The sequence below is a fragment of the Streptosporangium sp. DT93 genome (assembly GCF_049844535.1).
Lineage (GTDB): Bacteria > Actinomycetota > Actinomycetes > Streptosporangiales > Streptosporangiaceae > Streptosporangium.
This window is the reverse complement of the sequence record NZ_JBNCLF010000015.1, coordinates 119,522-140,574: the sequence shown is the minus strand read 5'-3', so window position 1 is coordinate 140,574 and position 21,053 is coordinate 119,522. Positions and strand designations below refer to the sequence as shown.

At 73.0% G+C, this 21,053-nt stretch carries 16 protein-coding genes; 10 read left to right on the top strand and 6 right to left on the bottom strand.

Features of this window, described 5'->3' with window-relative positions:
* Positions 1-50: 50 nt before the first annotated feature.
* Positions 51-1,112 (bottom strand): succinyl-diaminopimelate desuccinylase, encoded by a 1,062-nt coding sequence (gene dapE, locus ACLQ2R_RS28375; RefSeq protein ID WP_425963812.1) that lies wholly within the window; start codon positions 1,110-1,112, stop codon positions 51-53.
* Between the two features lie 10 nt (positions 1,113-1,122).
* A complete protein-coding gene (locus ACLQ2R_RS28370; protein WP_425963810.1) occupies positions 1,123-2,001 on the bottom strand; it encodes a 2,3,4,5-tetrahydropyridine-2,6-dicarboxylate N-succinyltransferase in 879 nt (292 codons plus the stop codon).
* Between the two features lie 69 nt (positions 2,002-2,070).
* Between ACLQ2R_RS28370 and ACLQ2R_RS28365 the strand changes: the two genes are divergently transcribed.
* Positions 2,071-2,895 (top strand): hypothetical protein, encoded by an 825-nt coding sequence (locus ACLQ2R_RS28365; protein ID WP_425963809.1) that lies wholly within the window; start codon positions 2,071-2,073, stop codon positions 2,893-2,895.
* Positions 2,896-3,031: 136 nt separating this feature from the next.
* On the opposite strand, the gene ACLQ2R_RS28360 is transcribed toward ACLQ2R_RS28365, so the two are convergent.
* The 3 genes from ACLQ2R_RS28360 to fdxA form a co-directional block, all read right to left on the bottom strand.
* Positions 3,032-3,700, bottom strand: a complete 669-nt coding sequence (locus ACLQ2R_RS28360; protein WP_425963807.1) for a DUF4178 domain-containing protein — start codon at positions 3,698-3,700, stop codon at positions 3,032-3,034.
* An 11-nt stretch (positions 3,701-3,711) separates the two neighbouring features.
* A complete protein-coding gene (gene dapC / locus ACLQ2R_RS28355; RefSeq protein WP_425963805.1) occupies positions 3,712-4,791 on the bottom strand; it encodes a succinyldiaminopimelate transaminase in 1,080 nt (359 codons plus the stop codon).
* Positions 4,792-5,013: 222 nt separating this feature from the next.
* Positions 5,014-5,340, bottom strand: a complete 327-nt coding sequence (gene fdxA, locus ACLQ2R_RS28350; RefSeq protein ID WP_386244006.1) for a ferredoxin — start codon at positions 5,338-5,340, stop codon at positions 5,014-5,016.
* Between the two features lie 109 nt (positions 5,341-5,449).
* Between fdxA and ACLQ2R_RS28345 the strand changes: the two genes are divergently transcribed.
* From ACLQ2R_RS28345 to ACLQ2R_RS28305, 9 genes are all read left to right on the top strand, one after another.
* A complete protein-coding gene (locus ACLQ2R_RS28345) occupies positions 5,450-5,713 on the top strand; it encodes a hypothetical protein (protein ID WP_425963803.1) in 264 nt (87 codons plus the stop codon).
* Between the two features lie 86 nt (positions 5,714-5,799).
* The gene (locus ACLQ2R_RS28340; protein ID WP_425963801.1) at positions 5,800-6,864 is read left to right on the top strand and encodes an ABC transporter substrate-binding protein; all 1,065 of its coding nucleotides are present in this window, start codon (positions 5,800-5,802) and stop codon (positions 6,862-6,864) included.
* 158 nt (positions 6,865-7,022) lie between these two features.
* Positions 7,023-7,775: a class I SAM-dependent methyltransferase gene (locus ACLQ2R_RS28335; protein ID WP_425963799.1), complete on the top strand. Its 753-nt coding sequence runs from the start codon at positions 7,023-7,025 to the stop codon at positions 7,773-7,775.
* A gap of 111 nt (positions 7,776-7,886) precedes the next feature.
* A complete protein-coding gene (locus ACLQ2R_RS28330; protein ID WP_425963797.1) occupies positions 7,887-10,364 on the top strand; it encodes a hypothetical protein in 2,478 nt (825 codons plus the stop codon).
* Between the two features lie 3 nt (positions 10,365-10,367).
* Complete coding sequence (locus ACLQ2R_RS28325) at positions 10,368-12,425, top strand: UvrD-helicase domain-containing protein (RefSeq protein ID WP_425963795.1); 2,058 nt, start codon at positions 10,368-10,370, stop codon at positions 12,423-12,425.
* 51 nt (positions 12,426-12,476) lie between these two features.
* Positions 12,477-14,318 (top strand): sigma factor-like helix-turn-helix DNA-binding protein, encoded by a 1,842-nt coding sequence (locus ACLQ2R_RS28320; RefSeq protein ID WP_425963793.1) that lies wholly within the window; start codon positions 12,477-12,479, stop codon positions 14,316-14,318.
* Positions 14,319-14,388: 70 nt separating this feature from the next.
* Complete coding sequence (gene cysS, locus ACLQ2R_RS28315) at positions 14,389-15,777, top strand: cysteine--tRNA ligase (protein WP_425963791.1); 1,389 nt, start codon at positions 14,389-14,391, stop codon at positions 15,775-15,777.
* Positions 15,778-15,895: 118 nt separating this feature from the next.
* Entirely contained in the window at positions 15,896-16,816 is a 921-nt protein-coding gene (locus ACLQ2R_RS28310; RefSeq protein ID WP_425963789.1) for an aldose 1-epimerase family protein, read from the top strand.
* 124 nt (positions 16,817-16,940) lie between these two features.
* Positions 16,941-19,697, top strand: coding sequence for a penicillin acylase family protein (locus ACLQ2R_RS28305; protein ID WP_425963787.1), 2,757 nt, complete (start codon positions 16,941-16,943; stop codon positions 19,695-19,697).
* A gap of 146 nt (positions 19,698-19,843) precedes the next feature.
* On the opposite strand, the gene ACLQ2R_RS28300 is transcribed toward ACLQ2R_RS28305, so the two are convergent.
* Positions 19,844-20,980 carry an MBL fold metallo-hydrolase gene (locus ACLQ2R_RS28300; RefSeq protein ID WP_425963785.1) on the bottom strand — a complete coding sequence of 379 codons (1,137 nt, stop codon included), beginning with the start codon at positions 20,978-20,980 and terminating at the stop codon, positions 19,844-19,846.
* Positions 20,981-21,053 lie beyond the last annotated feature (73 nt).

Genomic DNA, 21,053 nt, shown 5'->3' with positions numbered 1-21,053 from the left:
CCCGGAGCGCCCACCCGCCGGCCCCTCCGGTTCGGCCACCGGCCCGTCGCTCAGGAGAGCCAGTCGAGCATCCTGCGCTCGCAGTCGGCGATCTTCTCCAGCGCGACGTACTCCCCCCGCTGGTGGGCCAGGTTCGGGTCCCCGGGGCCGTAGTTGACCGCGGGCACGCCGAGGCCGGAGAAGAGCGAGACGTCGGTCCAGCCGAGCTTGGCCCGCGGCGTGCCGCCGACGGCCTCGACGAAGGCCGCCGCCACCGGATGGTTCAGGCCGGGCCTCGCGGCGGCGGCGCCGTCGGTGAAGCGGACCTCGAACCCCTCGAACACCTCGTTCACGTGCTCCCTGGCGGCCTCCAGCGAGAGGTCGGGGGCGAACCGGTAGTTCACGGTCACCACGCACTCGTCGGGGATCACGTTGCCCGCGACGCCCCCGCCGATCCCGACCGCGTTCAGGCCCTCGTGGTACTCCAGCCCGTCGACCACCGGACGCCTGGCCCGGTACGCGTTCAGCAGGGCGAGCACCGGTTCGGCGGCGTGGATCGCGTTGACCCCGAACCAGGACCTGGCGCTGTGCGCACGCTTGCCCCGGGTGACGACCTGCGCCCGGAGCGTGCCCTGGCAGCCGCCCTCGATCGTGCCGTCGGTGGGCTCCATGAGCACCGCGAAGTCCCCGGCGAGCAGGTCGGGTCGGGTGCGGCTGAGCCGGAGCAGGCCGTTGCGCTCGGCCTCGATCTCCTCGCAGTCGTAGAAGACGTACGTCACGTCCCTGCTCGGTCCCGGGAGCGCGGCGGCCAGTTTCAGCGCCACCGCGACGCCGGACTTCATGTCCGTGGTGCCGCACCCGTACAGCAGGCCGTCCTCCACGCGGGAGGGCAGGTTGCCGGCGACGGGGACGGTGTCGAGGTGCCCGGCGATCACCACCCGCTCGGCGCGGCCCAGGCCGGTGCGGGCCACGACCGACTCGCCGTCGCGCTCGACCGTCAGGTGCGGCAGCGGGCGCAGGGCCTCCTCCACGGCGTCGGCGAGCGCCCTCTCGCCGCCGCTGACCGACTCGACGTCCACGATCCGGGCGGTGAGCTCTCCGACATCCTGCGTGAGATCCAGACGCGTACTCATGCCCGCGACCCTATCCGTGCCCGTGGTCCTGTCCGTGTCCGTGCAGGATCCGTCCCAGTTCCGCCCGGCCGGGTCTGTGGCCCTCCTCCAGGCGTTCCAGCAGCAGGACGCAGCGCACGCCGAAGGCGCCTCCGGCGAACTCGCGGCTGCGGGTCCCCCCGACCGCCACGCACCAGTCGGGGACGCGGCCCCTGGCCACCTCCTCGCCCGTCCGCACGTCCACGATCGGGGTCGAGCCCGACAGGATCGTCCCGGCGCCGACCACGGCGCCCCGTCCGACGCGGGCCCCCTCGGAGATCACCGCCCGGCCTCCGATCAGCGCCCCGTCCTCGACGACCACGGGCGCCGCCGCCGGACGCTCCCCGAGGGCCTCGGGGTCCTCCGAGCCGTCACGGCAGGCGGCCTCCCCCACGCCGACCCCCGCGGACAGGTGGACGTTCCTGCCGATCTGGGCGCACGAGCCGATCGAGACCCACGTCTCCACCGTGCTGCCCTCGTCCACGTGGGCGCCGATGTCGACGAACGAGGGCATCAGCACCACGCCGGGCGCCAGGTAGGCGCCCCAGCGGGCGATGGCACCGGGCACCACGCGCACCCCGTCCACGGCGGTCTTGAGCGGGACGCGGTCGCGGTGGTGGAAGTCGCCCACCTGGGACCTGGCCAGGCCGAGGACCCGGAACGCCAGGGCGACGGCCCGCCGGGCACGCTCGTCCACGACCACCTCGCCGGTCCGGGAGACCGTGGCCACCCGGGCCTTGCCGCTGTCGAGCATGTCGACCGCGTTCACCACGACCGCGCGGGCCCGGCCGTCGGCGGGGCTGAGCTCGTCCCGGCGCCACCACAGCTCGTCGACGGCCGCGGGCAGCGGGCTGGCATCGCTCTGGGTCATGGCCCGGAGCCTAGTGTTCACGGTCTTCGACCAGACCGGGCAATCGCTGGGGCCTGTAGGTTCTTGACCGTGCAACGGCCGTTCTCAAAAGGGATCATCGCGATCATCGTGATCGTCGTCGTGCTCGTGGTGGCGGTCACCGCGGGCCTGTTCTTTCTCCTCAGAAGGGTCACGCCACTGGTCGATCTCGGCGACGGGTGCACGGTCACGACCCCGGCGGGCACGCTGGACCTGGACATCGAGCAGGCCAAGGTGGCCGCGGTGATCGCGGCCGTGGCGGCGCGCAGGAAGCTGCCCGAGCGGGCCGTCGTGATCGCGTACGCCACCGCGATCCAGGAGTCGAAGCTGGAGAACCTGGAGGGCGGCGACCGTGACTCCGTCGGGGCGTTCCAGCAGCGGCCCTCGCAGGGGTGGGGCAGGCCCGACCAGCTCATCGACCCGGTCTACTCCGCCGGGAAGTTCTTCGCCGCGCTGGTGAAGGTGAGGAACTACCGGAAGATGCCGCTGCACGAGGCGGCCCAGGAGGTGCAGCGCTCCGCCGACGGGTCGGCGTACGCCCAGCACGAGGAGGACGGGAAGATCCTGGCCGCGGCGTTCACCGGACGTGTCCCCGGGGCGGTGCACTGCTGGTACCCGGCCCCCACGGGCAAGACGGTGCTGCCCGACACCCGGGAGGCGGCGCGCAGGCTCGGCAGGGCGCTGGGGCCAGGGACGGCGTTCGAGGCGCCCTCGCGCGGCCGGGGCTGGCTGGTGGCCTCCTGGGCGGTCGCCCACGCCAGGGAGTTCGGGCTCGCGAGGGTGGGCTACGACGGCCGGGCATGGGTGTCGGTGGACGGCCACGACGGCTGGAAGGCCGACACCCGGTTCACCGCCGGGAAGGTGCGGATCTCCTGACGCCGGGGCCGCGAGGACCCCGGGAACCCCGGGAACCCCGGGAACCCTGAGGACTCCGAGGATCCTGAGGATCACGCGAACGTCGAGGACCGCGAGGACCGCGCGGACGTCGAGGACCGGCCGCCCCGGGGCCGGTTCAGCCCTTCGACTCGATGCTGATCGTCCCGGGGGCCAGCGGCTGGGCGTACGAGGAGGTCCAGGGCTGGCCCTGGAGGCGTTCGAAGCTGAGCAGGCGGCCGTCGGCGGCCCGGTAGTCGGCGAACTCCAGCAGTCCCCGCTCGGGCATCGAGGTCACCCCCTCGCCGCGGAAGGCCGAGGTCCCGCGGTCGACCGGGAAGAAGTCGACGCCCTCGACGCTCAGCGTGGCCTTGGCGGGGATCATCCCCTCGGCGGGCACCGGCGTCCACAGCAGCACCTCCAGGTGCGGCGGCTCACCGGCGGCCGTGCCGTCGCGCATCTCGATCGAGAGCCACTGGTAGCGGCGGGCGCCGTCGTCGAGGAGGTACTCGGTCCACTGCTTGCCCTGCCAGGACAGGTACAGGGCGCCGAGGACGCGGCTGCGCACCCCCTGGCACTCGATCGTGTCGCCGACCTTGATCGTGCGGGGGTCGGGGTAGTCGATGCCGACGCGGCCCGCGGTCGGTGCGGGCAGTGGCGCGGCCTTGACCGCGGGGGCAGGTGTCTCGCCGGAGGACTCCTGAGCACGACCGTTCCTGTCCTGGCGGGTCGTCGTGAAGAACGCGACGAGCAGCAGGACGATCGTGGCGACGCTCAGGCCGAGTATCACGGCGACCGCAGGGGTCATGCCGCGCGATCCTACTGGAGGCGGCGCACCGCCGCACTGATGCGTTCGTCACCGGCTGTCATGGCGATCCTGACGTGCCGCTCCCCGGCGGTGCCGTAGAAGTCGCCCGGAGCCACCAGGATTCCCCGCTCGGCCAGGGCACGGACCTGATCCCAGCAGGCCCTCCCGTCGGAGGCCCACAGGTACAGACCGGCGGTGGAATGCTCGATCTTCCAGCCGGCCTTCTCCAGGGCGGGACGGAGCGCGGCGCGCCGGGCCGCGTAGCGGACCCGCTGCTCCTCGGCGTGCTCGTCGTCGTCGAGGGCGGCGGTCATGGCCGCCTGGACCGGCGCCGGCACGATCATGCCGGCGTGCTTGCGCACCTCCAGCAGCCGCGCGATCAGCGCGGGGTCGCCCGCGGCGAACCCGGCCCGGTAACCGGCCAGGTTGGAGCGCTTGGAGAGCGAGTGCACGGCGATCAGGCCCTCGTGCGAGCCGCCGCAGACGTCCGGGTGCAGGATCGAGATCGGCGTCTCCTCCCAGCCCAGCTCGATGTAGCACTCGTCGGAGGCCACGACCGCGCCGCGCTCGCGCGCCCACGCGACGACCTTGCGCAGGTGCTCGGCGGGCAGGACCCTGCCGGTCGGGTTGGAGGGGGAGTTCACCCAGACCAGCGGCACCCGCTCGGGTCCGAGCGCGAGCAGGCCGTCGGTGGCGTACGGCTCGGCGTGCGCGAGGCGCGCGCCCACGTCGTAGGTGGGGTAGGCCAGCTCGGGGAAGATCACCCGCTCGCCCGGGCGGACGCCGAGCAGGGTCGGCAGCCAGGCCACGAACTCCTTGGAACCGATCAGCGGCAGCACGTTCGCCTGGTCCAGGAGCACGCCGTGCCTGCGGCGCAGCCATCCGGCCGCGGCCGAGCGCAGTCGCTCGGTGCCGTAGGTCAGCGGGTACCCAGGGCTGTCGGAGGCGTCCGCGAGGGCCTGGCGCACGACGGCGGGCACCGGGTCGACGGGCGTGCCCACCGACAGGTCGACGATCCCGCCGGGATGCGCCGCCGCCTGCTTCTTGAACGGGACGAGCCGGTCCCACGGGAAGTCGGGCAGGGCGGTCATCGTGACCTCGCCGGGATGCTCGGGGCGTGGAGCCGGACGGGAATGGCGTGCATCGGGATCAGCCGTCGTCTCTCGCTGGATCGGATCGCGACCGGTGGCGCGTGCCGGGACGGGAGCACCCGGCGGACCGGCGGCACGGGGGCGGGCCGGTGGCGCGGGGCGCGTGCCGGACCGGCGGCGCGTGCCGGAGGGGAAGCACGTCCTCCCCCTCCGGCACGGCCACTAGTGGCTCTCGGCCTGCGGGGGCAGGGCCGCGACGACCGGGTGGTCCTTCTCGATCTTGCCGACCTTGGAGGCGCCGCCCGGCGACCCCATGTCCTCGAAGAAGTCCACGTTCGCCTTGTAGAAGTCTTTCCACTGCTCCGGAAGGTCGTCCTCGTAGAAGATCGCCTCTACCGGGCAGACGGGCTCGCACGCGCCGCAGTCGACGCATTCGTCGGGGTGGATGTAGAGCATCCGCTCACCCTCGTAGATGCAATCGACGGGGCACTCCTCGATGCACGCCTTGTCCAGGACGTCCACGCAAGGCTGCGCGATGACGTAGGTCACCTCGGGCTCCTTCTTCTTTACGCACCTAGGCACGACTTCGACCGCGGGTTGCTAAGCCCTAGTATTGCCGTGCCTGCCACATGTCTGAAACGGGAGGGGGCAAAAGTCGATGGCCCTTGGTTTCAGTGCTCGACTGAACATCACCCTAACCCCTTCCGACGTCGGCAAAAGGGTCACCACCCGGAGAAGGATCCCCGAGGGGTTCCGCGACGCCGTGGGCGAGCTGGAGTTCTGGCGGGACGGCGTGCTCGGCGTGCGCAAGCGCGACGGCACCCTGGTGGAGATCGCCGAGGAGACGCTGGCCGCCGCGAAGGTCGTCCCGGAACGGCCTCCCGGCCGGGTCCCGGGCGGGGCGGCGGGGACCGGCGGGTAAGCCGCTCGCCAAGACACGTGTAAGCCGTCCGATGGAAAGGGCCGCGCTGCTCGACCCCGTCCCGGGGGACGGACAGTATGCGGGCCGTGACCCTACGTACCAGACGTGTCAGCGCCGCCGCGGTCCTCGCGACCGCGATCGCCGGATGTGGCGCCCCGGCCACCCAGAACGCACAGCTCCCGCCGATCGACGCCCAGGCGGCCTCCATGAGGGAGGGGTTCTCCACGATGGAGCGCCTGGTGGAGGCGGCCAAGAAGGAGGGCTCACTCAGGGTGATCGCGCTGCCGCGCGACTGGGTGAACTACGGCGAGATCATCGACACCTTCGGCGACGAGTACGGCATCAAGGTCGAGCAGCTCGAACCGCAGGCCAACAGCGCCAGGGAGATCGAGGTCGCCGACCGGCTCAAGCCCGACGTCTTCGACCTCGGCATGGACGTCGCCGTGGACAAGGCCGTCATGTTCGCCCCCTACCGGGTCCAGAACTGGCACGACATCCCCGACCACCTCAAGGACCACAGGGCGGCCTGGTACGCCGCCTACGGCGGCTACATGTCGATCGGCTACGACCCCGCCAGGGTCGCCGCCCCGGCCTCCTTCGCCGACCTGCTCAAGCCGGGCCTCAGCGTCTCGCTGCCGGGCGACCCCAGGGAGGTCTCGGCCGCCTTCAACGGGGTGATGGCCGCCTCCCTCCAGGGCGGCGAGGCCCAGGTCCAGCGGGGCGTGGACTTCTTCCAGCGCCTCAAGAGCGCGGGCAACCTCGCCACCTCCCCCAGGACGGCCTCGGTCGTCGTCGACTGGGATTACCACAACGTCGAGCGGGCCGCCACCGGGAAGGGGTGGAAGGTCACCGTCCCCAAGGAGGCCGTCCTCGGCGCGTACTACATCCAGGCCATCAACAAGAAGGCCCAGCACCCGGCCGCGGCCCGGCTGTGGCAGGAGTTCCTCTTCTCCGACCGGGGACAGAACCTCTTCCTCAAGGGCTACGCCCGCCCGGTCCGGATGGAGGCCATGCAGATGCGCGACACCGTGAACGAGGAGCTCGCCGCCAAGCTCCCGCCGGTCAAGGCCAGGCCGGTGGTCCTCACGGTCCCGGAGATCGACAGGGCGCGCGCCTACCTCCAGCGGGAGTGGGCCAAGAAGGTGAGGTGACCGCCGGGCACGGGAGAGAGGCGGGATGACGGTGGGGCCTGTGGGACTGATGGGTCGAGGCTGCCCCGAGGCTCTAAAGTGTCTGGAGAGTACCGATAAAAGGCGTTGACGTCTTAGAATGCGAGCTGATCGTCTTGCGATACGACACCCCGAGCTTGATGAGGTGGAACGCTCGCGCACACGACAACGGCTTCGGGTACGTCTCGGCGCACGGTGCCCCCCTCGTCGACCTGCTCGACCCGCAGCCGGGGGAACGCGTCGTGGATCTCGGCTGCGGCACGGGCACGCTGACGGCGGAGATCGCCTCCCGGGGCGCGTACGTCCTGGGGATCGACGGATCGCCGGCGATGATCGAGCAGGCGCGGGCGGAGTATCCGGGCCTGGACTTCGTCGTCGGCGAGGGCGGCGTCTTCACCGTCGCCCGGCCCTACGACGCGGTCTTCTCCGACGCGGCCCTGCACTGGATGGGCCGGGAGCCGGACGCGGTGATCGCCGGCGTCCGGGAGGCCCTCACGCCGGGCGGGCGGTTCGTGGCGGAGATGGGCGGCGCGGGCAACTGCGCCGCGCTGACGGCCGCCCTGTCCACCGCCTGGCGGGAGTACGGGCTGCGCGAGCCCGACCTGCCGTGGTACTTCCCCACCCCCGCCGAGTACGCCTCCCGCCTCGAGAAGGGCGGCTTCGTGGTCCGGCTGCTGGAATACTTCGACCGGCCGACACGTCTCGACGAGTGTCCGGGCGGCGCCGCCGACTGGGTGCGGATGTTCGCGCGTCCGCTGCTGCGGGAGGTGCCCGCGGAGACGGTCGACCCGCTGCTCCGCCGGGTGAACGAGCTGGCCGCACCCGCCCTCCGGCGGGAGAGCGGCTGGATGGCCGACTACGTGCGGTTGAGGTTCGCGGCCGTACGCCGCTGAACCGACCCTATGCGCCGGGGCGATTTGCCAGACTATGGTCTGTTCCATGAGTCTCGTTCCCCGGCCACACGGAGTGTCTCGGGCGGCTTGAGGGGCTGGTGAAGGGAACGGATGAATTTCTGTCTGAGTGACCTCGTGCCGCCGCTGCGCTGGAGCGACGCGGCCACGATCCCGCTTCTGCGCGATCAGCCTGACCTACCGGACGCTTGGTGGCGGAGCCTGCCGGTCGCCCGGGTGCTCGCCGTGCTGGGCCCGGAGAGGCTGGCCGAGGTCCTGACCACGATCGCCCTGGAGCACTGGCCCGCCGCGGCGGTGGGGGACGTGCTCCCCGCCCTGTACGTGCTGGACCCCGAGGACGCGGACGAGCCGTGCACGGCCATCGCCCTCGACCGGGCCGGGTCCTGGCCGGGACTCCTCGCGCTGACCGGCCACGAGCTGCGCGACCAGCCGTTCATCCAGCCCGTCCCGCTGCTGCACACCCTGTTCACGGCGGTCCTCGTCCGCCTCGCGGCCTCCGCCCCGGCGGGTGATGGGGGTGCGGCGGTCCGGGGTTCCTCGGCTCCGTCTTCCGTGATCCCGGCGGAGCCTGCTCCCGCGGACCCGCCTCAGCCGGAATCGGTCCCGGTCGAACCGGTCCCGGTCGAGTCGCGATCGGTCGAGTCGCGATCGGTCGAGTCGCGATCGGTCGAAGCGGAATCGGTCGAAGCGGAGTCGGTTCAGCCGGTCGTGGAGATTCCGGAGCCTCGGGCGGAGGTGGAGGAGCCCGAGGTCCAGGCCACACCGGTGATCGCGGAGGCGCCGGTGATCCCCTCGCGGGAACGCGCGGCCGACGACACGTCCGCCCAGGACTCCCGCGACCGCGACGCGGAGGAGGACGCCGCACCCGGATCGCTCTTCCGGCCCGCCGCGGCCAAGAGGAGCCGGTCCGAGGCGGCTCCGCGGGTCGCGTCCTCCCTCTGGGCCGAACCGCCCGCGAAGGACGGAACCGGCGAGACCGAGCCCGAGCCCCGGACCGCACTCGACGCCGAGCCCAGGGCCGGGGCCGGAAACGACATCGAACCCGAAGCCGAGGCCGGAGGCCGGGTCGGAGCCGAACTCGGCGGGAACGCGCCCGAGGACCGTCTCTGGGCCGCCTCCGGCGACGCGCCGCATCCGGCGGAGGCCGTACCCGAGCCGGTCGCCGACGTCGGCCGTGCCGAAACCGACGGCGCCGATGCCGATGCCGATGCCGATGCCGACGACAGTGACGACCACGATGACGGTGACGACGAGCGGTTCGAGCCGGACGCGGGCGAGGAGTCCGGACGGCCGGTGACGAGCCTGCACGCGCTGGTGGACGGCGTCTTCGCCGATGTCGAGGACAAGCGCTGGGCCGTGGCCCAGAACAGGCTGTTCAGCGACGTCCCGGCGACCGTGGAGGCACTGGCCAAGCTCTTCGCCGTACGGCCCGACGTGATCCGCGACCTGGAGGCCGACCTGCGCCGGGAGCTGGCCGCGTGGGTCGCCTCCGACGAGGCCGCCCCCTACCGGGAGCATCTGGAGGCGGTGAAGGACGTCCTGGGCAAGGCCGCGCCCAGGGAGCGTCTGATCGACGCCGCCGAGTGGCACACCCGGGAGCTGCGCTCGCTCGACGTACCGGCCTGGCAGTTCGTGCTGGCCTGCCTGCCCGGGTACCACCTGGTCGACGAGTGGCTGGTGGAGGGTGACATCACCGAGCTCCGGCACCGCACCCGCGACATGATCAGCGGCGCCAAGCCTCCGCTGACCATCAACAAGGCCCGCGACATGGTCTCCTCCCTGGGCATCCACCCCGAGGTGTCCCAGGAGTGGCTGGAGAACGTCCCCCAGCTCCGCATCCTCGGCGCGGGCGAGCGGCCTCCGCAGCGCGCCGGCGGCGCCCCCGCGCTGACCGTGGAGAAGCCCGGCGACGGCACCGGCGGGGAAGGCGGCGGGGAACGAGACCCCGGACGGGCCGGCCGGGAGCCGGACGACGGTGAACCGGGGAACGGGCACCTGGGCGATGAGCGACCGGACCACCCCGAACCGGCGGGGGAGCCGGCGAAGGCGCCGTTCCGCCCGCTGAAGGACGTCTCGCTGACCCGGCGCTGCTTCCGGCAGCCGGACGGCCGCTGGTGGCTGAGGATCGACGTCACCGCCGACCACCTCCAGGGGACCGAGTGCCCGCTGCCCAGCGGGTTCGCCGCCTACCTCGGGATGGCGCCCGGCACCGGCCGCAGGGTGAGCAGCGCGGTCGGCGAGCTGGCCCTCAACTGGCAGGACAGGCCGGTCCTGGAGTCGCTGGGCATGCTGCTCGCGGACGTGGGCGCCAAGGAGGGCAGCCACCTGTTCCTCACCCTGTCGGACGAGGGGGTGCTGCGCGCCAGGCACCTGCCGGCCGCGGGGGACGAGATCGGGACGACCGCGCGGGCGCTGCGCCTGGTGGGCTACACCGCGGCGGGCGGCACCCCCGAGCAGGCCGTACGGGTCATCGCCACCCGGGTCGGCATGAGCGGACCCGCGGCCCTGCCCGACCTCCTGGCCCGGCTGCGGGAACGCGGGGACCGCGACCTCCTCTCCCTCCTGGCCTGACCCGTGCCCCGCCTCGCCCTCTCCCCCGAGTTCCCGGCCGGTCTCGCCGCCCTGGACCAGCCGGTGCGCCGTGACGTCGTGGTGGCGGCGCGCCGGTTCCTGCAGAACGTGGCGGGCGCGCCGCACCCGGAGCGGGTCAGGGGGGCCAGGGACCCCAGGGTCGCCACCCTGAGGCTCGCCGACCGGCACCGGGGCGTGGTGGTCAGGCAGCGGGACGTCTACTGGCTGCTGACCGTGCTGCCGGACGCCGAGGCGTGGGCGTACGCGCAGCGCTACCGGTTCGGCGTCAACACCGCGCTGGGCGTGGTCGAGATGTGGGACGCCGAGGCGCTGGACCGGGTCAGGCCCGCGGTGCGCAGGGCCGCCGAGGCGACCACGTCGCGGCTGTTCTCCGACATCTGCGACAGCGACCTGGCCGAACTGGGCGTCGACGGCCGGTTCCTGCCGCTGGTGCGGCAGATCACCGACCAGCTCACCCTGGAGGCCCTGGAGCCGCTGCTGCCCCCCACGCAGTACGAGCCGCTGGCCGCGCTCGCCCGGGGCGAGTCGATGGCCGGGGCCTGGCGGGAGCTGGAGAACTGCCGCGCGACCGCCCCCGACCCCGAGCCGATCAATCCCGAGGACTTCGGCGCCGCCCTGACGCGCAGCCCGGACCGGGCGGTCTTCACCCCCCACCCGCGCGAGCTGAACCGGGTTCTGGAGGCGCCCGGGTGGTGCGTGTTCCTCTACCCGCCGCAGCGCCGCCTGGCCTACTGGGAGTCCTACCGCCAGCCGACGGTGGTCACCGGGGGCGCGGGCACCGGCAAGACGCTCATCGCCCTGCACAGGGCCGCCCACCTGGCCTCCCGGGGCAGGGGGCAGGTGCTGCTGGTCACCTTCTCCCAGGGGCTGAGCGCCGAGCTCGCGACCCGGCTGGACGTGCTGGTCGAGGACGGGGTGATCCGCAAGCGGATCGAGGTCGGCAACGTCGACCGGCTGGCCCACCGCATCGTCGCCGAGGCCGAGGGGCGTCCGCCCTCGCTGGTCGGCGCCACCGAGCTGACCACCCTGTGGGAGGAGACGCGGACCGGCCACAGCCCGGCGTTCCTGCTGCGCGAGTGGGAGCAGGTGGTGCTGGCGCAGAACCTGCGGACCCTGGAGGAGTACCTGCGGGCCCCCCGCCCCGGCCGCAGCGTCGAGCTGTCGCGGCAGGAGCGGACCGTCGTCTGGAACGCCGTCGGGCACGTCACCGGGCAGTTGCGGGAACGCGGCAGGCGGACCCTGCTCCAGCTCGCCGCCGAGGCCTCCACGCTGCTGGGCCGCACGACCGGGGACCTGCTGGAGGAGATCGAGCCGGCGCGGGAGCCGTACCGGCACATCGTGGTGGACGAGGCGCAGGACCTGCACCCCGCGCAGTGGCGGCTGCTGCGGGCCGCGGTGCCGCACGCCCCCGACGACCTGTTCATCGTGGGCGACCCGCACCAGCGCATCTTCGACACGCGGGTGACGCTCGACGCGGTCGGCATCGACGCGGTCCGGCAGCGCCTGCGGGTGTCGTACCGGCTCCCGAGGGAGATCCTCTCGTGGGGGGTGCGGCTGCGCGGGGGCGGGCCCGCCGACGGGCTCGTCAAGGGTGTGCAGGAGCTTTACGGGTTCCGGGGCGTCCGCTACGGGCCGCGGCCGGCGGTGCGCGCCTACGATTCTCCACGGGATGAGCTGACGGGGCTGGTGGCACAGGTGGGACAGTGGGTGGACGAGGGTGTGCCTCCCGAGGAGATAGCGGTGGCCGCCAGGACCTCCGGCCTCGTGCGCGACGCACGGGCCGCCCTGCGCGAACTGGGAGTACGGGTGACGACACTGCACGGCATGAAGGGGCTGGAGTTCCGGCGCGTCGCGGTGATCGGCGTCGGCGACGGCGTGGTCCCCGACCCCGGCTCCCTGACCCCCGTCGGCGAGGACCCGGCCGCCAGGGCGCACGACCTGCAGCGGGAACGCGGCCTGCTGTACGTGGCCTGCACCCGGGCCACGGAATTTCTTTACGTGTCCCATTCCGGCCGGGCCAGTCCCTTCCTTCCCACCTGATCACATAGTCTCTGAACTGCGGATATATTCCCCTTTGCCGGTTGGACCTCAATGAACCTCAGCCTGAGCGACATCGCGCCACCCCTGCGCTGGACCTCTCCCGGCCAGGTAGCGCCGATCGCCACCGACCCGCGCCTCCCCGAGGCGTGGTGGCAGGCGCTTCCGCTCGACCGGGCCTGTTCCACCATCGGGACCTCCGAGGTCGCCGGACGCCTGACCGACCTCGCCCTGGCCTGCTGGGGCCACCTGATGCTCGGCGACGTCCTTCCGCTGCTCAGGTTCGCCGACCCGGCCGCCAGCGTCCGCACGCCCGAGGCGCTCGGCCGCGAGACCGTGCACAAGCTGTTCACCGGGGTCCTGGAGCGGTTTCTGGAGCCGGTCACCGAGGAGAGCGTCGCCAGGATCCGCCCGTCCCGGCCCGACCGGCCGCTGCCCGAGCTGATCGACGAGGTCTTCGCCACCCTGGACGAGCGGCAGCGCGCCATCGCCAGGGACCGGCTGTACGCCTCCCAGCGGGCCACGCTCGACGACCTGGCCCAGCGGTTCTCGGTCACCCGGGAGCGCATCCGCCAGATCGAACGCGACCTGCGCGACCACGTCGAGGCCTGGCTCGCCAAGGACGAGGCCGCCCCGCTGACCGGGCACGTCTCGTGGCTGCGCGGGCGGCTCGGCTCGGCCGTGCCCGCCGACGACCTGGCGGCGGCGGTGCCGTGGCACCGCAGCGACCTGGCCACCCTGGGCATCCCGGCCTGGCGCTTCGTCCGCACCCTGCTGACCGGCTACGAGCAGGTGGACGGCTGGCTGGTCGCCGGGGGCGCCGACGAGCTCAGGGAGAAGACCCGGCAGCTGTTCACCGACGGCCCCCGGCCGCTGGACGAGGCCGTCACGCTGGCCAGCCAGCTCGGCATCCGCGAGGACGTGGCCGAGCGCTGGCTCATCGCGGTCCCCCAGCTGCGGGTGCTGGAGGGGCACGTGGTGCCCTGGCCGCGCAGCGTGAACGACAAGGCCGAGGCCGTGCTCGCGGTGGCGGGGAGCCCGCTGAGCCCCGAGGAGATCCAGGAGCGCATCGGCGAGGACTACAGCCTGGTCGGCATCCGCAACCAGCTCACCGCCGACGACCGGTTCCTGCGGGTGGACCGCAACAAGTACGGGCTGACCCGCTGGGGCGGCGAGCAGTACCTGGGCATCCGGGAGATGATCGTCAGGGAGATCGAGCGGTCCAACGGCGAGGCCTCGGTCAACACGATCGTCACCAGCCTCACCGGCCGCTACGACGTGAGCGAGAGCTCGGTCCGCGCGTACGCGGGCGGCCCCGGCTTCGAGCGTACGCAGCGGGGCTGGATCCGGGTCGCCGGGGCCGAGCAGGCCGAGTACCAGCCGCGCCGCGACGTCTCGGAGACCCGGCGCTGCTTCCGCAGCCGCGACGGGCGCTGGTGGCACCGGGTGGACGTCAACGCCGAGCACCTGCGCGGCTCGGGGTCCCCGCTGCCGACCGGTTTCGCCGCCCACCTGGGCATGGCCCCCGGCGGCCAGCTCACCGCCTCCACCCCCTCGGGCGACGTGGTGATCAGCTGGCACAACCAGCCGACCATGGGCTCCATCCGGCCCGTCCTGGTCGCCGCCAACGCCTCCGAGGGCGACCACGTGTTCCTGACCGTCTCCGACGGCGGCGAGCTGCTGACCCGCTACCTGCCCGCGGCCTCCCCGACCCTGCCCGCCCTGAACCGGGCGCTGCACCTGATCGGCTACACCGCGCCGGTGGCCTCCGAGGCCGAGGGCCTGCGGCTGATCGGCGCCCGCATCGGCCTGCCGGAGGGGTGCACCCGCGAGGAGGTCATCACCCGCCTCCGCGAACGCGGCGACCGGGAGATCCTCACCTTCCTGGAGGGCTGACAGCGCTTATGGCGCCCGCTCCGCGAGCGCGACCCGGGCGCCCACAGGCCGGGCCGCGTAGGCTCGACGCATGTTGCGCCTGTATGACACGCGGAGTCGCCGGATCGAGCAGATCGTGCCGGAGGGGAGCCGTTCCCTGCGGATGTACAGCTGCGGCCCGACCGTCTACAGGCCGGCCCACGTCGGCAACCTCCGGTCGTACCTGCTGTCGGATCTGATCAGGCGGGTCAGCGAGCGGCAGCGGGTCCGGGTGGTGGTCTGCCGCAACATCACCGACGTCGGCCACCTGGTCGACGACACCGAGCTCGACCCCTCGGGCGAGGACAAGGTGCTCGCCCAGGCCCGCGCCGAGAGGCGGAGCCCCCTGGAGGTCGCGCGGTCCTACGAGGAGGGCTTCCTCGCGGACACGGCCGCGCTGAACGTCCGCCCGCCCGACCACTCGCCCCGGGCGAGCGAGACGATCGACCCGATGGTCGAGATGATCTCCAAGCTGATCGAGAAGGGGCACGCGTACGCGGTGCCCGACGGGTCGGTCTTCTTCGACGCGACCTCCTTCCCGACATACGGGGAGATCTCCGGCAACCGGCTCGACCAGCTGCGGCCCGCCCACCGGATCGAGGCCGTCGACGCGCGCAAGCGCTTCCACGCCGACTGGGCGCTGTGGAAGCCCTCGCGGGGGGAGCCGACCTGGGAGACCCCCTGGGGCCGCGGCTTCCCCGGCTGGCACATCGAGTGCTCGGCCATGGCGCTGCGCTTCCTGGGCGAGCACATCGACGTGCACACCGGCGGCATCGACCTGCGCTTCCCGCACCACGAGGACGAGCGCGCCCAGTCCGACGCCACCGCCGGGCACGAGGTGGTACGGCACTGGGTGCACGGCGAGCACCTGCTCTTCGACGGGCGCAAGATGTCGAAGTCCACCGGCAACGTGGTCCTGCTCAAGGACGTCGTGGAGGCGGGGCTGGACCCGCTGGCCGTGCGGCTGGCGCTGCTGGAACACCGTCACCGCCAGCAGATGAACCTCACCTGGGACACCCTCCGGGCCGCCGACAGGACGCTGCGGCGCTGGCGCGCCCAGGTGGCCGAGTGGTCGGAGTCGCCCAGCGGCCCGATGCCCGCCGGCCAGGTCTCCCGGATCGAGGCCGCCTTCGACGACGATCTCGACACCCCGCTGGCGCTGCGGCTCCTGCGCGAGCTGGAGCGCGACGAGTCGGTCGCCCCCGGGTCCCGCTTCGAGGCGTTCCTGCACCTCGACCAGATCCTGGCCCTGGACCTCTCCATCGACATCGGCAGGTCGGCCAGGCCGAGGACCCTGCCCGCCGGGGCCGCCGAGCTGCTGGAGCGGCGCTCGCGGGCCCGCGACGCCAGGGACTGGGCCGCGTCCGACCGCCTCCGCGACGAGCTGGCCGCCCTGGGCGTGAAGGTCACCGACACCCCGGAGGGCCAGACCTGGTCCTGACACGGCTGGTCCGGACGGGCCCCTGACGGGGCTGGTCCTGACGTAGCGGGGAGGAGATCGTGGTCCCGCCGCGGACGGGGCGGTGATGCGCCGTGATCAATGGGTGTTCAATGACCGGGTGACGAATATCGCGCCCACCGGGACCCAGCACACCATCGCGGCCGACGGCTTCGAGGCCGTCATCACCGAGCTCGGAGCAGGCCTCAGGAGCCTCACCCAGGACGGCAGGCCGCTCGTCGTCGACTTTCCCGCCGACCAGCCGCCGGTCGGCGGGGCCGGGCTGCCCCTGCTGCCCTGGCCGAACAGGATCGAGGACGGCCGCTACACCTTCGACGGCGAGGAGCGGCAGCTCGCGCTGAGCGAGCCCAAGACGGGCAACGCGATCCACGGGTTCTCCAGGACGTTCCCCTGGCGGGTCCTGTCCCGCGACGACGCCTCGATCCGGATGGGGCTGCGGCTGTTCCCCCAGGTCGGATACCCGCACATCCTGGACCTCTCCATCCGGTACGCGCTGAGCGCCGCCGGCCTGGAGGTGGAGATCGAGGCGGAGAACGTCGGGGACACCGACGCGCCGTACGGTTTCGGAGCCCACCCCTACCTGACGCTCGGCGCCTCCTGCCCCCTCGACGAGACCGTGCTCGAACTCCCCGCCGCGCAGTGGATCCCGGTGAACGAGCGGAAGGTCCCCACCGGCCGCAAGGACGTCCAGGGGACCGAGTACGACTTCCGGACCGCCCGCCCGATCGGCGGGACCGAGCTCGACACGGCCTTCACCGGCCTGGAGCGCGACGACGACGGGCTGGTCCGGGTCAGGCTGACCCCCGGTGGCGGGACCGGCGGGATCCAGCTCTGGGCGGGCGAGGGGATCGAGTGGCTCCAGCTCTACACCGGCGACACCCTGCCGGAGGGGCACCGCCGCCAGGGGCTGGCGGTGGAGCCGATGAGCTGTCCCCCGAACGCCTTCGCCACCGGCGAGGACGTCGTCCGGCTGGTCCCGGGCGGCCGGGTCGTCCACCGCTGGGGGATCGGCCCGGTCTGACCGGCCTTCCGGGACCGTCTCCGAGGGGAGGCGGTCCCGGAGCCGCGTCCTCATCAATGATCATCGCGCCGGGACTGCGGAGGTAGTGCCACACTTGCGGGAGCATGCCGTCTAGGAGGTTTTCGTGAGGTTCCGCCCGTATGCCCGGCTACCCCGTCCGTTCAAGTGGCCGGCGCGGGTGCTCACCGTTCTCGTGGTGCTCGGGCTGCTGCTCGCCGGCACCGGGGTGTGGGCCGTGCGAGCCTCCTTCCCCCAGCTCGGGGGCGAGCTCTCGGTGGACGGTCTCACCGCCAAGGTCACCGTCTACCGCGACGAGAGCGGCATCCCCCACATCTACGCCGACTCCCCCGACGACCTGTTCAGGGCCCAGGGGTACGTGCACGCGCAGGACCGCTTCTTCGAGATGGACTTCCGCCGCCACGTGACCGCGGGCCGGCTCTCGGAGATGTTCGGCGCGGCGACCCTGACCGAGGACCGGGTCATCCGGACCATGGGCTGGCGGCGGGTGGCCGAGAAGGAACTGCCCCTGCTCGACGAGCGGACCAGGCGCTACCTGGACGCCTACGCGGCCGGGGTGAACGCCTGGATGCGGGACAGCGGCGGCTTCGCCGACCGGAGCCTGGAGTACGTGCTGCTCCGGGCGACCAGCCCGGACTACCGCCCCGAGCCGTGGACCCCGGTGGACTCGCTGGCCTGGCTCAAGGCCATGGCGTGGGACCTGCGCTCCAACATGAGCAGCGAGATCGGCCGCGCGCTCGCCGCGAGCACGCTGCCGCGCGGGCGGGTCGAACAGCTCTGGCCCGACTACCCCTACGCCACCAACCCGCCGATCGTCACCCGGGGCTCGGTCGGGCCTGGCGGGTTCGACCAGAACGCGGAGCCCGGAACGGACTCCAGGGCGACGGACCCCGGGACGGGCTCCACCCGTTCGCCCCGGCAGCCCGGTGAGCGGGCTCCCGAGCCGACCGAAGGGCCGAGCGAGCAGGCCCCCCTGCCGACCGAGGGACCGGCCACGCAACCGGCCGGGGCGGGCGTCACGGCGGACGCCGGAACAGGTCCCGGGGCGGATGCCGGGACGGGCGCCGGCGACGGTGGCAGGCCCGATGCCGACGCGGACGTCGGCGCGCTGACCCGGGCCGCGGCGGCCATGCGCGCGGTGCCGAGCCTGATGGGCGACCCCGCGGGCGGCAGCGGCATCGGCTCCAACTCCTGGGTGGTCGGCGGCAGGCACACGAAGTCCGGCAAGCCGCTGCTCTCCAACGACCCCCACCTGTCGGCCGGCATGCCCTCGGTCTGGTACCAGGCCGGGCTGCACTGCCGGGTCAAGAACCCCGAGTGCCCGTTCGACGTCACCGGATTCACCTTCTCCGGCGTGCCGGGCGTGGTCATCGGCCACAACGACAGGGTCGCCTGGGGTTTCACCAACCTCGGCCCCGACGTCGCCGACCTCTACCTGGAGCAGACCAGGAACGACACCTACCTGTTCAGGGGCGAATGGAAGCCCATGACCACCAGGGTCGAGACGATCAAGGTGGCGGGGGGCGCCGACGTCCGGCTCACGGTGCGCGACACCATGCACGGGCCGATCGTCTCCGACGTCCTGGAGGACGCCAAGGGCACGCTGCCCGGCATGGAAGCGGTCGCCGGGCAGAAGGCCGACGCGGTCGCCCTGCGGTGGACCGCGCTGGAGCCGGGCAGGACCGCCGACTCGATCTTCGCGTTGAACACCGCCCAGGACTGGCAGCAGTTCAGGGCGGCGGCGAGCGGGTTCGAGGTGCCCGCGCAGAACCTGGTCTACGCCGACACCGCGGGCAACATCGGCTACCAGGCCCCCGGCCGCATCCCGATGCGGACCCGCGGCGACGGCACCTGGCCGGTGCCGGGCTGGACCGGCGAGTACGACTGGCGCTCGACGATCCCCTTCGACGACCTGCCCAGCGTCTACAACCCGCCGGAGGGCTACATCGTGACCGCGAACAACGCGGTCGTCGACCCCCGCCGCTATCCGCACCTCCTCACCGAGGACTGGTCCTACGGGTACCGTTCCCGGCGCATCCTGGACCTGCTCGGCCAGGCGGTGAAGGACGGCAAGGTGGACGTCGCGGCGATGAGCGCGCTACAGAAGGACAGCCACACCGGTCTCGCCCGGTTCCTGGTGCCCCGGCTGACGGCCCTGGAGGTGGCCGGGCCCGCGCGGGACGCCCTCGCGCTGCTGCGCGGGTGGGACCACTCGCAGGGCGCGGACTCGGCGCCGGCCATGTACTTCAACGCCGTCTGGCGCCGCCTGCTCATCGAGACCTTCAACGACGACCTGCCCGAGGGCGCCCGGCCCGACGGCGGCGACCGCTGGTTCGAGGTCGTACGGGTCATGCTGGAGCGGCCGGACGACGCGTTCTGGGACGACCGGGCCACCCCGGGCGCCGAGACCCGCGACGACATGCTGCGCCGGGCGATGGCGGGCGCCTACGACGAGCTGACCACCCGGCTCGGCCCGGAACCCCGGGACTGGCGCTGGGGCGACCTGCACTCGCTGGAGCTCGTCCACCAGACCTTCGGCACCTCGGGGATCGGCCCGATCGAGTGGCTCTTCAACCGGGGCCCGTTCCCGGTGGCCGGCAGCGACGACGCGGTCGACGCCGCGGGCTGGGACGTGCAGAAGGACTACACGGTGGGCTGGCTGCCGTCCATGCGGATGGTGGTCGACCTGGCGGACCTGGACGGGTCCCGCTGGATCAACCTGACCGGCGCCTCCGGGCACGCCTTCCACGACAACTACTGGGACCAGGCGCCGCTGTGGGCGGGCGGGCGGACCGTCCCGATGCTCTCGGGCCTTGAGCCGATCAAGAAGGCGGCCGTCCACACGCTCGTCCTCACCCCCTGAGGACGGACCCGGCCTGAGGACAGACCCGGCCTGAGAACGGGGCCGGCCTGAGAACGGGGCCGGCCTGAGAACGGGGCCCGGTCACCCGTGACGGGTGACCGGGCCCGTTTCCTTCGGCCGGCCCCTGTCTCAGGGGCGCCGGCGGCTCAGGTCGTCAGCACGCGGGACTCGCCGATCGCCAGGTCCCACAGGTCGGCGCGGTCCCGCCCGGCCGCCGCCCAGGCCGCGCGGGCCTCCTCAACCGGCGCGAGCAGCGGCTCCCCGGACAGCACGAACGTGCCCCAGTGCATGGTCGCCATCCGGCGCGCCCCCACGTCCAGGCACCCCCGTACGGCCTGCTCGGGATCGACGTGCGCGGCCTTCATGAACCAGCGGGGCTCGAACGCGCCGACCGGCATCAGGGCCAGGTCGATGCCGTCCGGGTATCGCTCCCCGATCCGGGCGAAGCGCTCGCCGTACGCGGTGTCCCCGGCGAAGTAGATCGTCTGGTCGCCGCAGGCGAGCACCCAGCCGCCCCAGAGCGTCCTGCAGGTGTCCCAGACCGACCGGCGGCTCCAGTGGTGGGAAGGAACGAAGTCGAAGCGCACGTCCCCCACCCGGGCGCTCTCCCACCAGTCGAGCTCGACGACGTCGCGGAACCCGCGCCGGGTGAACCAGGACCTCAGCCCGGCCGGGACGAGGACGGGCGTGTCGCGCGGCAGCCGCCGTACGGTCGGCGCGTCCAGATGGTCGTAGTGGTTGTGGCTGATCACCACGGCGTCGATCCTGGGCAGGTCCGCCCAGGCGACGCCGGGCGGGGTGAGCCGGGGGCGGACACCCGGGATCTTCCTCGCCCACACCGGGTCGGTCAGGACGGTCAGCCCGCCGATCTGCACCACGTACGTCGCGTGGCCCACCCAGGTGACGACCGCGTCGGTCCCGACCGGCCGGGGAAGGCCGTCCCGGTGGACCGGGACAAGGTCGCCGTCCCCGACGTCGGGACGGAGCATGCCGTGCCAGGCGACCGCCAGCAGTTCCTGGAACGTGGGGATGGGCGAGGTCAGCCGGTCCCTGAAGCCGCCTGGCCACGTCCTCGGGGGCGCGGGTGACCGGCCCGGCCGGGCCGGGACCACGGGGAGGGCGGGCGACGCCGGGGAGGCTCTGCCCAGCCGCCTGAGGGCGCGTACCGGCCCCGTGGTGAAGCGGGCCGACCAGCCGGAGCGTCGGCGCGGTCCCCCGAGGAGGGGCGCGGGCTCCTCCTCGGTGACGCGTGTGGCGGTCTCGGGATGGGTTGTCGGCGCCATGAGCGGCCCCCTTCGGTCATCGTCGGCTCACCCTCTGTTGATCCCCTCACACGGGGATTCATTCCTTTTGAGG

Coding starts and splice junctions, on each gene's coding strand:
- ACLQ2R_RS28370 (WP_425963810.1), bottom strand. CDS start 2,001: ATGACCCAGAGCGATGCCAGCCCGCTGCCCGCGGCCGTCGACGAGCTG.
- dapE (WP_425963812.1), bottom strand. CDS start 1,112: ATGAGTACGCGTCTGGATCTCACGCAGGATGTCGGAGAGCTCACCGCC.
- ACLQ2R_RS28360 (WP_425963807.1), bottom strand. CDS start 3,700: ATGACCCCTGCGGTCGCCGTGATACTCGGCCTGAGCGTCGCCACGATC.
- ACLQ2R_RS28330 (WP_425963797.1), top strand. CDS start 7,887: ATGAATTTCTGTCTGAGTGACCTCGTGCCGCCGCTGCGCTGGAGCGAC.
- ACLQ2R_RS28320 (WP_425963793.1), top strand. CDS start 12,477: ATGAACCTCAGCCTGAGCGACATCGCGCCACCCCTGCGCTGGACCTCT.
- ACLQ2R_RS28300 (WP_425963785.1), bottom strand. CDS start 20,980: ATGGCGCCGACAACCCATCCCGAGACCGCCACACGCGTCACCGAGGAG.
- dapC (WP_425963805.1), bottom strand. CDS start 4,791: ATGACCGCCCTGCCCGACTTCCCGTGGGACCGGCTCGTCCCGTTCAAG.
- ACLQ2R_RS28335 (WP_425963799.1), top strand. CDS start 7,023: ATGAGGTGGAACGCTCGCGCACACGACAACGGCTTCGGGTACGTCTCG.
- ACLQ2R_RS28345 (WP_425963803.1), top strand. CDS start 5,450: ATGGCCCTTGGTTTCAGTGCTCGACTGAACATCACCCTAACCCCTTCC.
- cysS (WP_425963791.1), top strand. CDS start 14,389: ATGTTGCGCCTGTATGACACGCGGAGTCGCCGGATCGAGCAGATCGTG.